The organism is Cellulophaga algicola DSM 14237, from assembly GCF_000186265.1.
Taxonomy (GTDB): domain Bacteria; phylum Bacteroidota; class Bacteroidia; order Flavobacteriales; family Flavobacteriaceae; genus Cellulophaga; species Cellulophaga algicola.
On the sequence record NC_014934.1, the window covers coordinates 1,973,074 to 1,987,929 of the forward strand.

Annotated in this window: 14 protein-coding genes; 8 read left to right on the top strand and 6 right to left on the bottom strand. The window is 33.3% G+C overall.

Going from position 1 to position 14,856, the window contains the following annotated elements; all coding sequences use genetic code 11:
* Positions 1-12: 12 nt before the first annotated feature.
* The 3 genes from CELAL_RS08560 (at position 13) to CELAL_RS08570 (ending at position 2,775) form a co-directional block, all read left to right on the top strand.
* On the top strand, positions 13-597 hold the full coding sequence (locus CELAL_RS08560; RefSeq protein ID WP_013550506.1) for a HupE/UreJ family protein: 585 nt from the start codon (positions 13-15) through the stop codon (positions 595-597).
* Between the two features lie 88 nt (positions 598-685).
* Positions 686-1,126, top strand: a complete 441-nt coding sequence (locus tag CELAL_RS08565; protein WP_013550507.1) for a deoxycytidylate deaminase — start codon at positions 686-688, stop codon at positions 1,124-1,126.
* 14 nt (positions 1,127-1,140) lie between these two features.
* Positions 1,141-2,775 carry a S41 family peptidase gene (locus CELAL_RS08570; protein WP_013550508.1) on the top strand — a complete coding sequence of 545 codons (1,635 nt, stop codon included), beginning with the start codon at positions 1,141-1,143 and terminating at the stop codon, positions 2,773-2,775.
* On the opposite strand, the gene CELAL_RS08575 is transcribed toward CELAL_RS08570, so the two are convergent.
* Positions 2,772-2,975, bottom strand: a complete 204-nt coding sequence (locus tag CELAL_RS08575) for a hypothetical protein (RefSeq protein ID WP_013550509.1) — start codon at positions 2,973-2,975, stop codon at positions 2,772-2,774. The two genes, CELAL_RS08570 and CELAL_RS08575, sit on opposite strands and share 4 nt — an antisense overlap.
* A gap of 22 nt (positions 2,976-2,997) precedes the next feature.
* Entirely contained in the window at positions 2,998-3,576 is a 579-nt protein-coding gene (locus CELAL_RS08580; RefSeq protein WP_013550510.1) for a MarC family protein, read from the bottom strand.
* Between the two features lie 101 nt (positions 3,577-3,677).
* Between CELAL_RS08580 and CELAL_RS08585 the strand changes: the two genes are divergently transcribed.
* The gene (locus tag CELAL_RS08585; RefSeq protein ID WP_013550511.1) at positions 3,678-4,247 is read left to right on the top strand and encodes a DUF3109 family protein; all 570 of its coding nucleotides are present in this window, start codon (positions 3,678-3,680) and stop codon (positions 4,245-4,247) included.
* Here CELAL_RS08585 and CELAL_RS08590 read toward each other — a convergent pair.
* Together CELAL_RS08590 and CELAL_RS08595 are read right to left on the bottom strand one after the other, a co-directional pair.
* Positions 4,240-6,213, bottom strand: coding sequence for a tetratricopeptide repeat protein (locus CELAL_RS08590; protein ID WP_013550512.1), 1,974 nt, complete (start codon positions 6,211-6,213; stop codon positions 4,240-4,242). The two genes, CELAL_RS08585 and CELAL_RS08590, sit on opposite strands and share 8 nt — an antisense overlap.
* A 9-nt stretch (positions 6,214-6,222) precedes the next feature.
* Positions 6,223-6,963, bottom strand: coding sequence for a LytR/AlgR family response regulator transcription factor (locus tag CELAL_RS08595; protein ID WP_013550513.1), 741 nt, complete (start codon positions 6,961-6,963; stop codon positions 6,223-6,225).
* Positions 6,964-7,318: 355 nt separating this feature from the next.
* On the opposite strand from CELAL_RS08595, the gene CELAL_RS22720 reads away from it, so the two are divergent.
* From CELAL_RS22720 to CELAL_RS08610, 4 genes are all read left to right on the top strand, one after another.
* Complete coding sequence (locus tag CELAL_RS22720) at positions 7,319-7,453, top strand: hypothetical protein (protein ID WP_013550514.1); 135 nt, start codon at positions 7,319-7,321, stop codon at positions 7,451-7,453.
* A gap of 12 nt (positions 7,454-7,465) precedes the next feature.
* The gene (locus tag CELAL_RS08600) at positions 7,466-8,020 is read left to right on the top strand and encodes a hypothetical protein (protein ID WP_013550515.1); all 555 of its coding nucleotides are present in this window, start codon (positions 7,466-7,468) and stop codon (positions 8,018-8,020) included.
* Between the two features lie 527 nt (positions 8,021-8,547).
* Positions 8,548-9,528 carry a ribonucleotide-diphosphate reductase subunit beta gene (locus tag CELAL_RS08605; RefSeq protein ID WP_013550516.1) on the top strand — a complete coding sequence of 327 codons (981 nt, stop codon included), beginning with the start codon at positions 8,548-8,550 and terminating at the stop codon, positions 9,526-9,528.
* A 129-nt stretch (positions 9,529-9,657) separates the two neighbouring features.
* Positions 9,658-12,135, top strand: coding sequence for a ribonucleoside-diphosphate reductase subunit alpha (locus CELAL_RS08610; RefSeq protein WP_013550517.1), 2,478 nt, complete (start codon positions 9,658-9,660; stop codon positions 12,133-12,135).
* A gap of 307 nt (positions 12,136-12,442) precedes the next feature.
* Here the strand turns inward: CELAL_RS08610 and CELAL_RS08615 are convergent, their stop codons facing one another.
* Positions 12,443-13,090 (bottom strand): gluconate 2-dehydrogenase subunit 3 family protein, encoded by a 648-nt coding sequence (locus CELAL_RS08615; RefSeq protein WP_013550518.1) that lies wholly within the window; start codon positions 13,088-13,090, stop codon positions 12,443-12,445.
* Positions 13,090-14,802: a GMC oxidoreductase gene (locus CELAL_RS08620; RefSeq protein WP_013550519.1), complete on the bottom strand. Its 1,713-nt coding sequence runs from the start codon at positions 14,800-14,802 to the stop codon at positions 13,090-13,092. Before CELAL_RS08620 ends, CELAL_RS08615 begins: the two co-directional genes overlap by 1 nt.
* Positions 14,803-14,856: the final 54 nt, after the last annotated feature.

Here is a 14,856-nt window from a genome sequence, read left to right on the forward strand (position 1 = left end):
ATATTTTTTTTTATGGAAGATTTTTGGTTTTACACTAAAATGGGTTTAGATCACGTGTTAGATCTCTCTGCCTACGATCATATTTTGTTTTTAGCAGCTTTAGCAATTCCGTTTACCTTTAAAAGTTGGAAGAAAGTATTGGTTTTGGCCTCTATTTTTACGTTTACCCATTGCTTATCTTTGGCCTTGTCTACGTTTGATATCATAGTGGTTGATGTAAATTTTATTGAATTTTTAATTCCAGTGACCATATTTCTTACGGCAATTTTTAATTTAATCTATGTAAGAACAGACATTCATCACAAAAGTATTCTATTGCATGCAGTGGCAACGGCTTGTTTTGGTTTAATACATGGCTTCGGTTTTTCAAATTATTTTAAAATGTTGATGGCGGAAGAAGAGGATAAGGTAACGCCTTTATTAGGCTTTGCTTTAGGGATAGAACTTTCGCAATTAATTATTGTGATAGCTGTTTTAGTTTTAGCTTGGATACTGCAAAATAGGTTCAAGTTGAAACAATCAATATATATTATAATCGCTTCTATAGTGGTACTTTTAATCACAATTCCAATGTTGGTGAATACTTTTCCTTTTTGATTTTCACTTAAAATTAACCCATTGTGGTTGTGGAGATAGCTGAAAGCAGGTATCTTAGTACTTTATTTAAATAGCCTTTGCCGCTTTTATGAAAGATAGTAAACAAAAAAAATACGATAAGGCCTATCTAAGGATGGCTAGTGAATGGGGAAAATTATCGTTCTGTAAAAGAAAACAAGTTGGGGCTATTATTGTAAAAGATAGGATGATTATTTCCGATGGCTATAATGGTACACCAACGGGTTTTGAAAACCAATGTGAAGATGGAGACGGTTATACAAAATGGTATGTTTTACATGCAGAAGCCAATGCAATATCTAAAGTAGCAGCATCAACACAATCTTGTAATGGAGCTACATTATACATTACTTTATCGCCTTGTAAGGAGTGCAGTAAATTAATACATCAATCTGGCATAAAACGTGTTGTATATCAAAACGGGTATAAAGATGATTCTGGGCTTCAATTTTTACAAAAAGCAGGAGTAGAATTGGTTCATCTACCTGAAATTAAAGAAAATATATCGTAGTAATAATCCGTTAAATGAAGAAGAGACAACAGTATTTATGGCCAATTATAGTAGCCGGATCACTTGCAATAGGTGTTTTTGTTGGAGGTAAACTTCATTTTAACGATTCTCCTGAAAAGCTTTTTTCTACCAATTCAAAAAAAGATAAGTTAAGTAGATTGATTGATTATATTGATTATGAATATGTCGATGATATAAATACGGATAGTATTGTAGATGTTGCTGTAAATAATATTTTAGATAAGCTAGATCCTCATTCTGTATATATTCCTAAAAAGGATATGGCAAAAGTATCTGAGAATATGAAAGGTGATTTCGTAGGTATTGGAATTAGTTTTTTCATGGAAAAAGATACAATTTCTGTAGTGAGAACTATTGAAGATGGACCTAGTTATAATAAAGGAATTAAACCTGGAGATCGTATCTTGATGGCAGATAATGATACCTTGTTTGGTCAAGATATTCCGAATGAAGTAATTATTGAAAAGTTAAAAGGAAAAAGAGGTACTGCAGTAAAACTTAAAATTTACCGCAAACAAGAAGATAAAACGTTTACAATTACTATTAAGCGAGACAATATTCCTTTAAAAAGCGTAGAGGCAGCCTATATGCTTACCAGTGACATTGGATATATAAAAGTAAATAGATTTGCGGAATCTACTTTTAAAGAATTTAAAACAGCCTTAGCCAACTTGCAGAAACAAGGTGCAAAAAAATTAGCTTTAGATTTACGTGATAACCCTGGTGGTTACCTTGGTATTGCCGAACAAATGGCAGATGAGTTTTTGGTGGACGGGAAGTTAATTCTGTTTACTAAAAATAAAAAAGGAGAAATTGATAAAGCTTTTGCAACAGATAAAGGAACCTTTGAAAATAAACCAATTTACGTACTCATCAATGAGCGTTCTGCGTCTGCAAGTGAAATTATTGCTGGAGCATTGCAGGATAATGATGTAGGTACTATTGTAGGCAGACGATCTTTTGGAAAAGGTTTGGTGCAACGAGAAATGGAATTAGGGGATGGTTCTGCTATACGTTTGACCATATCTAGATATTATACGCCTACTGGGCGGTCTATTCAAAAAGATTATACCAAAGGACATAAAGATTATTATCAGAAATTTACAGACCGTTATTCAAGTGGGGAATTAGTTTCAGTAGATAGTATAAAAGTAGCCGATTCTTTAAAATTTACGACGCCTAAAGGTAAAGTGGTTTACGGAGGAGGAGGTATAATACCAGATGTTTTTGTTCCTATTGGAGATTACAATGAAGAAACAATCTCTTCATTAGAAAGTGTGGGTATCTTATCAAGATTTGCATTCAACCATTTAGAAGAAGATAGAACACGATATAAAGATTACACGGAAGCTCAATTCATCAAAAATTTTAAAGTAGATGATATTCTTTTTCAGAAATTTATTGACTACATGGTTCAGTTTGGAGCACAAGGGTATAATACCTTTAGTTACTCCGACTTTGAGCATAAAATAAAACTATACATTAAGGCCTCTATTGCGGAGCAAATATTTAATCCTAATGCATATGCAATTATAAAAGGACAAGATGATAGTATGCTTCTTGAGGTGTTAGAATTAGATAATCCTAGTAAAAACAGCGATCAAGAAACTGAAGAAAACGAAGACTAGTTGCGTTCTATTTTTTCCTGAATTTTTTTAGACATCATAAAGATTACAATTAAAACAATTGCACATAATGATGCTACAATACCTATAAGAGCAATAACACTATCGCCTTGCATAGGGTTACTGTAGTCTATTACGGTTGCATTATAAACTATTAAGGCAACTGCAATAACGATTAATACAATACTTACAATTTTACTCATATCTCAGAATTTTGAACTTTAATTAAAAAAGTTGATTAATGTTCGCTGCAAATAATTTTACAGCGATGGCTAATAGGATAACACCAAAAACTTTTCTGATGACACTTAATCCTGTCTGCCCTAACAACTTTTCTATTTTTTTAGAAGATTTTAAAACAAGGTATACAAAGATGATGTTGATTATAATGGCGACTATGATGTTTTCTACGTAATATTCTGCTCGTAAGGATAGAATTGAAGTCATTGTACCCGCTCCAGCAATTAGTGGAAAAGCGATAGGGACTATTGAAGCACTTTCGGGGGCGTCATCACGATACAAGGTAATGCCTAAAATCATTTCTATTGCAAGGAAAAAGATAATAAAAGAACCTGCAACGGCAAATGAATTGACATCAATGCCGATTAAGCTCAAAATTTCATCACCAATAAAGAGGAAAGCTATCATGATAACTGCGGCAACAATAGATGCTTTTTCAGATTGAATATGACCAACTTTGTTGCGTAAACCAACAATAATGGGGATACTTCCTAAAATATCTATTACAGCAAATAAGACCATTGTTGCTGTAGCAATTTCTTTAAAATCGAAATGAAATTCCATAACTTGAAAATATGTGCAAATTTACAGTTTAAATCAAGTATTAGCGGTTTTAATCAGAAATAAATATAGATAAGGGTATCTTTGAATTTTTAAATATAGATATGTTTCAAATAGGAAAAACTTTAGTCTCTGAAGAAATAATAGAAAATGATTTTGTGTGTAATCTAACAGCTTGCAAAGGTGCTTGTTGTGTTGATGGTGATGCAGGAGCTCCGTTAGAGGAGAAGGAAACCGAAATACTTGTTGATATTTATCAAAAAGTGAAACCTTTTTTAAGAGCAGAAGGAATTGCTGTAATAGAAGACGAAGGGGCTTTTGTTAAAGGTGAAGATGGTGAATGGGAAACGCCATTGGTAAATGGCAGTGAATGTGCTTATGTTGTTTTTGCGGATAATGGAACTGCAAAATGTGGTCTAGAAGAAGCATACAATGCGGGCGCTACGAAGTGGAAAAAACCTGTTTCATGTCACATGTATCCAGTACGTATTCGTGAGTATTCAGAATTTACGGCAGTGAACTATCATAAATGGCATATTTGTGATCCTGCATGTTCATTAGGAGAAGAATTAAAAGTGCCCGTTTATAAGTTTCTAAAAGAAGCTTTGATAAGAAAATTTGGTGCTAAATGGTATGATGAATTGGAAGTTGCAGCAGCAGAATATCTTAAATAGTTGGGATTGATACAATAACTGTGGTTCCGCAGGGTTTTTTATTTTCATCATATAAATCTATAATCTGGACCTCATATGTATTCTGAAAGTCTTTAGAAAAATTTGCTAATCGTTCTTTAGTGATATCGATACCGATAGATTTTCTTTTGAGAACTTTATTTTCTTTTATAACTTCGGCAGCGGCTCTTCCTATACCGTTGTCCGTGATAGCTATGGTTGTAAAATAATCGTTTTCTTGCTTAATGTCTATATGAATACTTTTGCCGTCTTCTCTTGTAGATAAACCGTGCCAAATAGCATTTTCTAAAAACGGCTGTAATATTAACGAAGGTATTTTTATAGCGTTAGGGTCAATGCCATTTTCTATATTTATTTGAAAATCTATTTCATTTGAAAACCGAATGTTTTCAATATTCATGTATAACTCAATAGTTTCTAGTTCTTCTGCAAGAGAAATTTCTTTTAATGAAGAGGCTTCGAGTATTTTGCGGACTAATTTTGAAAATTTATTAAGATAGTATACCGCATTTTTCTTTTCATTATTGATAATGTAAAGTTTAATTGAGTTCAAGGAATTAAATAAGAAATGTGGATTCATTTGGCTTCGCAACATACTTTGTTCTAAAGTCAATAATTTTTTTTCGTTTTTAAGTTGAAACTGGCGGTATAGGATATACAGTATTAAGGATGAAAGTGCTAGTAAGAGCGTGCTAATAAGAAGTGTATTTTCGTTTTTCCTTAATTTAAGACGTACGAGTTCATTTTCTCTTGCAAGCGCTTCAATTTGGCTGTTCTTCTTTTCGGTGTCATATCTAAATAAAACATCATTTACATACCTTACGTTTGTTTCATTGGTAATGTCATCTTCAATTTCTTTAGAGCGTTTGTAAAAAAGCAATGATTTCTCATAGTCATTTTTTTTGATGAATAGATTAGAGAGGTGATTGTAGCCGATAGCTTGAGAGCGAGGTAAATCATACTTTACGGAAAGTCGGATGCCTTCTATTAAATTTTCTTCAGAAGCCTCCAATTCTCCTAACTCCATTTGGGCCCACCCTAAATTAATAAATACAGAAGAACTTATAAAATGATCTCCTAATGCAATAGACTTAGATAAGGTAGTTTTAAGTATTTCTTTAGCTTTTAAGGTTTTTTTCTGTTTTATAAATACCTGGGCGATGCTATTATTGCAAATAACACGTCCCATATCATTATTCATTTCCTCGTTAAATGCTAGTGATTTTCTATAGTAATTTAATGCGGTTCTTAAGTCGCCAAGTTCTTCATAGCACTCTCCAATATTTTGGTTGTTAATTGCTTGTCCTAATTTATTGTGTAGTTCTTCTTCTAAAACTAAAGATTTTTCAAATATTTCTATCGCAACTTTGTATTGTTTTAGGTTTTGATAAATATTTCCTATCCCATTTAAGGATACATTTTTGCTCCGCTTTAACCCTTCGGTAAGTACAGGTACAGATTCTGCTAATTCTATGGCTTCTTGTGCATAGTCTAAAGCAGTTTTTACGGCATCTATACGTCTGTAGGCTACACTAAGCATGTTTAGGCTGTACACTTTTAGTTCTAGGTTGTTTGCTTTATCAGCAGCTTCTAGCGCTTTCTTGTGCAATTCTATGGCAACACTAAACTTAGAGATGTTGCGGTATTTTGTGCCTAATTGGTTTAGAGCGTATGCTTCTCCATCTAGGTATTTTTTTTTTGCTGCGCTACTTGCAAAATAACGCATTAGTAGCGTATCTCTTCTGTTTGTTCTTAGAGCTTTATCTATTTCTGTATAAGCAGAAGGAGCTTTAAAAATTAAGCTGTCTGATGTTTTGATAAACTCTTTTGGGATGTCTTGGCTGTGTAAAGAAAATGGTAAGCATGTAAAAAGGAAACATGCTAGTTTGGCTATTGGCCAATAGAAATAACGTAAAGGATTACTAGAATTTTTTTTTGTCCCCTGCATAAAACCATCTTATATTAAATCTAAAAAGTCTGATTTTTTTTGTCTTGAGACAGGTATTTTGTGATTAGACTCTAGTATGATGTAGCCATCTGTTTTAATAAATTCTTTAATTTTATTTAAGTTAATTATGTACGAATTATGAATGCGGTAAAAGCAATCACTGGGGAGAATTTCATTAACTTCTTTTAGTTTTTTGGTAAGGACAATTTTATGACCATCTGTAAGGTAGATAGTGCTATAATTACCATCAGATTCAACATATAAAATTTCATCACTCTGTAGAAAAACTAACTTTCCGTCCGTGTTAATTGTAATTTTTTTTTGGAGGGATGTGGCGTTAAAATTCAATAAAATTTTTTCTAATTTCTCACTTGTAATCGTTCTAGAATTAAACTTTTTAATTTTAGCAATCGTATCACTTAAATCATCAGAATCTATTGGTTTCAGTAAGTAGTCTATAGCTTCATGTTTCAATGCCTTGATGGCATATTGGTTGTATGCGGTTGTAATAACTACAGGGAAGTCTTTGTTTTTTAATTTTTGAATAAATTGAAAGCCATCCATAGTGGGCATTTCAATGTCTAAAAATAGACAATCAGGGGTGTTTTCTTTTTTTTCAAGATATTCTAATGCCTGTAATGGGTTGGTGAATGAGGCAACTACCTCAATTTCATCGCTAAAATTAGTCAACTCCCAAGTTAAACTTTGGAGGGCTTTAGCTTCATCATCAACAAGTACGGCTTCGAGCATAGATTTTTAAATGTAAACAAAAATACAAGTAAATACTTTTTTATGCACCCTTAATGTATCAATGGTTCGTTTTTAAGTACATATGGATTAAAACGAGTCTAAATAAGAAACCTTATAAATCATCGAGTTATATGAGGTATTTGGATGTTTTTTATGGAAGAATTAGTTAAAACATTAAATATACCATTTATACAGTTTTCTTCACCATTGGTACATTACCCTTTAGTAGGGCTTCTAATTGTTATAATTTAGACCTGTTGTTTGATAAAACGAAGACCCCCGTAAGGTTTTAAAAGACCCTTATTCGGTTCATTGAATTTAAAATTTAGTACCGTTAAATTAAAAAACAGAAGTTATGCAAAAATCATTTATTCTATTCGTTGTTTTAATTATAGTTATAACTATAGCAGCATTAATAGAACGCCAAATTGATTATGATAGTGAGGACGATTATACTGCGTTTAACAGTTCGCAATTAAAAACCATCTAAACCGTGTCAACAATGAAAATTCTAGGGCATAAATTATTTAATTTAAAATACATCATAGGTTCGGTGTTTGCATTGCTATTGCTTACCTCGTATTTACCCAATAACGCTTTTGAAACGGAATATGACAAAAGTGATTTGGAATATGTATTCAAAACTAGTGGTAGTTATACAGATGATGTCTCTGGAGAAATGATTTTTAAAACGACATCAAAAAAAAATAGCCTTGGAGAAAATTTTATTACAGTAACAGCAGAGATTAAAAATGTTGAACAGAGTGTTTTTTCATTTTTGATTTCTAAGAAGGTAGAAAGTGACACTATTGAAGCGGGAGTTTATAAGATTACCTACAATAATGAGGAATCTGTTTATAGGCAAGAAGGTGCTCTAGGTTTTTTTAATATTATAGATTCTAATGACCTTCCTTATTATGCTACGGATGGAAAAATAATTATTTCCAAAATAAATGGAAATAACATCAAAGGTTTTGTACATTTAACCTTAGAAAATTTTCGAAATAAAAAAATTAAGATTTCAGGTAATTTTAATGCTGATTTTGTGAAAGAATAATAATAAACTGTCAAGCCAAGGCGCTACTCTATTAATGCATGTTGCTAGTTAGAATATGTGTTGCTGTTCATCAGCGTAATGGTATTATATATGACGACAATAAATTAAAAGGCAGAGTTTTTAATTCCGTTTTTAAGTAGGTTTTTAGGTTTCGGGGGGAACTTCCTAAACCAACGAGTAGTTTTTTGTTGTAAAATAATGTCTTAGGAGTAGCTGGGTTGGGCAGGATTTATTTGAAACCTTAGGGTTTTAAAAATAGACCAAAGAGTATGTTTTTTAAATACTTTTCGGTCTTTTTTTATTGTATATATTCTTGTGTAATTATTGGTGTTTTTTTAAGAAAAGCCAAAGCCTGCCTAAGCTCAGCAAACATCACTTCTAAAGGTACATTTCAACAATTTGTGTTAAAAACTTTGTGCTAGAAAAGAATAAACATCCTTTCTTTACAACTGATTATTTCCAATCTTTGTTAACCTATCTTGTAAGTTTTTTACTTGCGTAAGGTTTAATGAAAAATTTAAAAATATATGTCAGTAATAGAGCCCATCTTACAAGAGAATAAAGATAGATTTGTGATTTTTCCAATTCAACATAATGATTTGTGGGAGTGGTATAAGAAACAAGAGGCTTGTATTTGGACAGCAGAAGAAATTGACTTAAGTGAAGATGCTAACGATTGGAATAATAAGTTAAATGATGATGAGCGTTACTTTATAAAACATATTTTGGCATTCTTTGCTGCATCTGATGGGATTGTAAATGAGAATTTAGCAGAGAATTTCGTAAATGAAGTTCAGTATTCAGAGGCTAAGTTTTTCTACGGGTTTCAAATTATGATGGAGAACATCCATTCTGAAACCTATTCTTTATTGATTGATACTTATGTTAAAGATGAAAAAGAAAAAACGGTTCTTTTTCAAGCAATAGAAAACTTTCCTGCTATTAAGAAAAAAGCAGATTGGGCTTTAAAGTGGATTGATTCACCAAGTTTTGCAGAGCGTCTTATTGCATTTGCAGCAGTAGAAGGCATTTTCTTTTCCGGATCATTCTGCTCTATTTTCTGGCTGAAGAAAAGAGGTTTGATGCCTGGGTTAACATTCTCTAATGAATTAATTTCTCGTGATGAAGGAATGCATTGTGATTTTGCTGTGCATCTTCATAACAAGCATATCATAAATCAAGTTCCAAAAGAACGTATCACAGAAATACTTGTAGACGCATTAAATATTGAAAGAGAATTTATCACAGAATCATTACCAGCAAGTTTGATAGGTATGAATTCTAAATTAATGACACAATATCTTGAGTTTGTAACCGATAGATTATTGGTTGAATTAGAATGTGATAAGGTTTACAATTCAACAAATCCATTTGATTTTATGGATATGATTGGAATGGAAGGAAAAACTAATTTCTTTGAAAAAAGAGTTTCAGAATATCAAAAAGCGGGAGTTTTAAATTCTGATAAGGAAGGAGATTCTAAGATTAGCTTCGACGCAGACTTCTAAAACTACACGATAAAACACTATTATTTCTATAGGCTTTCCTAATAGAAATAATGAACTATAAACGCAACTTGTTGTGCTTTGAAAAAGGCATGACCAAGGCCATTGTATCACTAAAAATATTTGTAGCCCATGTATGTACTAAAGAGAGACGGAAGAAAAGAACCAATGATGTTTGATAAGATTACGGCAAGAGTTCGTAAACTTTGTTACGGACTAAATGAGCTAGTAGATCCTATAAAAGTTTCTATGAGAGTGATCGAAGGGTTGTATGATGGTGTTACAACTTCAGAGCTAGATAACCTAGCGGCTGAAATTTCGGCAACAATGACAACAACGCATCCAGATTTTGCAAAATTAGCGGCAAGGATATCAGTATCTAATTTACATAAGAACACAAAGAAATCTTTCGCAGATACGATGAAAGATCTTTATGAATATGTAAACCCTAGAAATGGTAAGAAGTCTCCCTTGTTGTCTGATGAGGTATTTAAAGTGATTTCAGAAAATGCCGCGTTTTTAGATTCTACTATTATTTATAACCGAGATTTTGGCTACGATTATTTTGGTTTTAAAACATTAGAGCGTTCATACCTTTTAAAAATTAATGGTCAAATAGCAGAACGTCCTCAACATATGTTAATGCGGGTGTCTGTGGGGATACATTTAGATGATTTAGAAGCGGTTGTAGAGACTTACGAGCTAATGTCTAAAAAGTTCTTTACACACGCTACACCAACATTATTTAACTCAGGGACTCCAAAACCACAAATGTCTTCTTGCTTTCTTTTGGCAATGAAAGATGATAGTATTGACGGTATATATGATACTTTAAAACAAACTGCTCAGATTTCTCAATCTGCAGGAGGTATAGGTTTGTCTATACATAATGTACGTGCAACAGGATCCTATATTGCAGGGACTAATGGTACTTCAAATGGTATTGTTCCAATGTTGCAAGTATTTAATGATACGGCACGCTACGTAGATCAAGGAGGAGGAAAACGTAAAGGTAGTTTTGCAATCTATGTGGAGCCATGGCATGCTGATATTTATGAGTTTTTAGATCTTAAAAAGAATCATGGGAAAGAAGAAATGCGTGCTAGAGATTTATTCTATGCCATGTGGATTCCAGATTTATTCATGAGAAGAGTAGAGGCTAATGAAGAGTGGACGCTAATGTGTCCTAATGAATGTCCAGATTTATTTAAGCACCATAGTGAGGTTTTTGAAACTATGTACTTAAAATATGAAGCTGAAAATAAAGGCCGTAAAACAGTAAAAGCAAGAGACCTTTGGGAAAAAATACTTGAATCTCAAATTGAAACAGGTACGCCTTACATGTTGTATAAAGATGCAGCAAACCGTAAGAGTAATCAAAAGAATCTAGGGACTATTCGTTCTTCAAACTTGTGTACGGAGATTATGGAGTATACCTCTCCTGATGAGGTTGCAGTATGTAATTTGGCATCGATTGCCTTGCCAATGTTTATAAAGAATGGTGAGTTTGATCATAAAGAATTGTTTAGAGTTACCAAGCGTGTAACAAGAAACTTAAACAAGGTTATAGATAGAAATTATTACCCAGTTAAAGAGGCTGAAAATTCTAACATGCGTCATAGGCCAATAGGTTTAGGGGTGCAAGGGTTGGCCGATGCTTTTATAATGTTACGTTTGCCATTTACAAGCGACGCAGCTAAAGCATTAAACCAAGAGATTTTTGAAACGCTTTATTTTGCAGCGGTAACCGCTTCAATGGAAATGGCGAAAGAAGAAGGGCCTTATTCTAGTTATGAGGGTTCTCCAATTTCAGAAGGGGAATTTCAATACAATCTTTGGGGAATAAAAGATGAGGAATTATCTGGCCGTTGGGATTGGGATAAACTTCGTAAAGAGGTGAAGAAAAACGGGGTGCGGAACTCTTTATTAGTAGCGCCAATGCCAACAGCATCTACCTCTCAAATTTTAGGGAATAATGAATGTTTTGAGCCTTATACGTCTAACATTTATACGAGAAGAGTACTGTCTGGTGAGTTCATTGTTGTAAATAAGCATTTGTTAGAAGATTTAGTACATCTTGGATTATGGAATGAGAGTCTAAAACAGGAGCTAATGAGAGCCAATGGTTCTATTCAACATATAGATATCATTCCTCAAGATATTAAAGAGTTATACAAAACTGTTTGGGAATTAAGCATGAAAGACATTATAGATATGTCTAGACAAAGAGGGTATTTTATTGATCAAAGTCAGTCTCTTAACTTATTCATGGAGGGCGCTAACTTTTCTAAATTAACTTCAATGCATTTTTATGCTTGGAAGAGTGGTTTAAAAACAGGAATGTATTATCTAAGAACTAAATCTGCAGTAGATGCCATTAAGTTTACACTAGATAATACAAAGAAAAAAGAGGTTCCTGTTAGTGTTGCTGCGGATGCAGAAATAGTAGCGGCGACACCAGTTCTTAAGCCTGAGGTTAAAATAGCCGCTACCCCTGTTATACAGCAAGAGGTAGCTATAGAGCCCATGACGCCTCAAGAGATGAAAGAAATGATTGCGAGAGCAAAAGAAGGTCAGGCAGATGATGATTGTTTAATGTGTGGTTCTTAAATAATATTTACAAGTACAGAAAAGCCCTTAGAAGTAATTCTAAGGGCTTTTTTGTACACAAGGTTTATAAGACTACTTCTTTATGTAAGGCTTTAGTACTGCTAATGATATGAAGGCAATAATGTAAAGCGCTAAAATTATATAATGATTTTCCATAGGTGTACTTCTTTAAACATTCTCAACAGATATACGTATTTATTATACTAAACAGATGTTGATAAATTGTTAAAAATGAACACGTTGCAAAAACCCCCTTAATTTTTGAAACTTTAAAAATTAAGGGGGTTTATTTTAGATTATAGGTTTACTAGATAGACCAGGCTTTTCCGCCAGTTAATTCTTGTAAATCTCCACAACCAATATATTCACCAGGTACAGGTAAGTAAGCTAAAACTTCTTCACCTATGTATTCAGATGTTTTATAACTCCAGATAACTAAACCTCTTAGGTTATTTGCAAACGCAAATCTTGAAACAGTATCATCTAATTCCGTAGCTTCTCCATTTTTGATAGCTTCATTGTAAGAATTAATCATTTTGAAGTTTTTAGCTTCATCATCTTTTGATACTTTAAATGCACTTGCTAAAACAGGTTCTAAATCTTCTGGGCTTAAATCTGCAATACTTTCCTTTCCAGAATCTGCTACTGCTTTATTTAAAAATTTACCCATAGACATTTTAAAGAAATTTTGCGCTTCTACTTCCATGATTTCGTTAGCGAACTTATCTATAAAAATATGAACGTTTACTTCTGATGCAGAGGGTGTATCTGTCTTAGGTAAAATAATGTCTACTAGTTTATGTAGTGCAGAACCTTCTTCTTTAGATAAAAAGTCTGGTGTCCATTCCACAACATTTTGCTCATTACAACTTTGTACTAAGCTAATTAATGTTGGGGTAGCTACCACATAACCAAGTGATAATCCTATATTCTTGAGGGCGATTCTTCTATCCATTATACGTTTCCTTTTTTAAGTTGTTCTGCGGCATGGTTTGCAGCTCTTGCAGTAAATGCCATATATGTTAATGAAGGGTTTACACAGCTAGCTGAGGTCATGAAAGCACCATCAGTAACATAAACATTGGGTACTGCATGTACTTGGTTGTTACCGTTTAATACCGATGTTTTTGGATCTCTACCCATACGTGCAGTTCCCATTTCATGAATTCCTAAACCTAAAGCGCCTGGGTTATCAAATGATTTAACATCGCGGAATCCTGCTTTTTCAAGCATTTCAACAGCTTGTTGTTTAATATCTTCACGCATTTTCCATTCGTTTTCTTTAAACTCAGCATCAAAAGTAACGGTTGGTAATCCCCAGCTATCTAATTTGTCATAGTCAAGAGTCATTCTATTATCCTCGTAAGGTAAAACCTCTCCAAAGCCCATGATGCCCATGTTCCATCCACCAGGCTTTAAGATACTGTTTTTTAATTCTTTTCCAAATGATAATTCAGCAATTGATTCTTCCCAATTACCTCTGCTGGCACCTCCTTGGTATCCAAAACCTCGAATGTAATCTTTACGGTCGGTATCGCCACCTATATTTCTAAAACGAGGAATGTACACTCCATTTGGTTTGCGACCTTTATAATATTTATCTTCAAAACCATCAAATTTACCATTTGCACCTACGCCTAATTGGTGGTCCATAATGTTTCTACCTAATTGGTCAGAATCATTTCCTAATCCATTCGGGAAACGATCAGATTTTGATTGCAATAAAATTTGAGTAGAAGCTATAGATGATGCACATAAGAAAATCACTTTTGCTTTAAAAACAAATTCTTCTTTTGTTAAACGATCTATTACTTTAACACCTATTGCCTTTTTTGTAGCATCGTCATAAATAACTTCTGATACAATAGAATCGGGTCTTAGTGTTAAGTTACCTGTGCTTTCTGCTGCAGGTAAGGTAGAAGAGTTAGAGCTAAAATAAGCTCCAAAAGGACACCCTCTTATACAACGGTTTCTAAATTGACATTTACTTCTACCATCAAATTTCTTTTCCCCTGTAATGTGTGCTACACGACCAGCAGTTACAACTCTACCATCAAAATTTTCAGAAACTTTATCTCTAAGTGTTTGTTCTACACAATTTAATTCCATCATAGGTCCAAATTGACCATCAGGTAACTGTTCTAATCCTAAATTTTCACCACTAACACCTATATAAGATTCTATTTTGTCATACCAAGGGGCAATATCTTTATAACGAACTGGCCAATCTACAGCAATACCATCTTTTTTATTAGCTCCAAAATCAATATCACTCCAGCGGTAGCTATGACGCCCCCACATGATAGATCTACCACCAACGTGATAACCACGAATCCAGTCAAATCTTTTAGTTTCGTTATAGGGGTGCTCTAAATCATTTACAAACCAGAAATTATGTGGTGCTTTAACAGTATACCCAGTTCTTCCTTGCTTAAGTTGTTTGTCTATATCTTCTTTTGGTAATTCACCATTATTCGGAAAATCCCAATCATCCATATTTGCAGTAGGGTAATCCTTAATATGGGTTACCATTTTTCCGCGTTCTAGAATTAAAGTTTTAAGACCGTTTTCGCATAGTTCTTTAGCAGCCCATCCACCACTTATACCTGTACCTACAACAATCGCATCATACGACTCTTGTTCTTCGTTGTAAAAAAAATTGCTCATGCAGTAAAATTGTTTATTTCGTAAATTTATTAAATATAAAATAAATTTTTTACA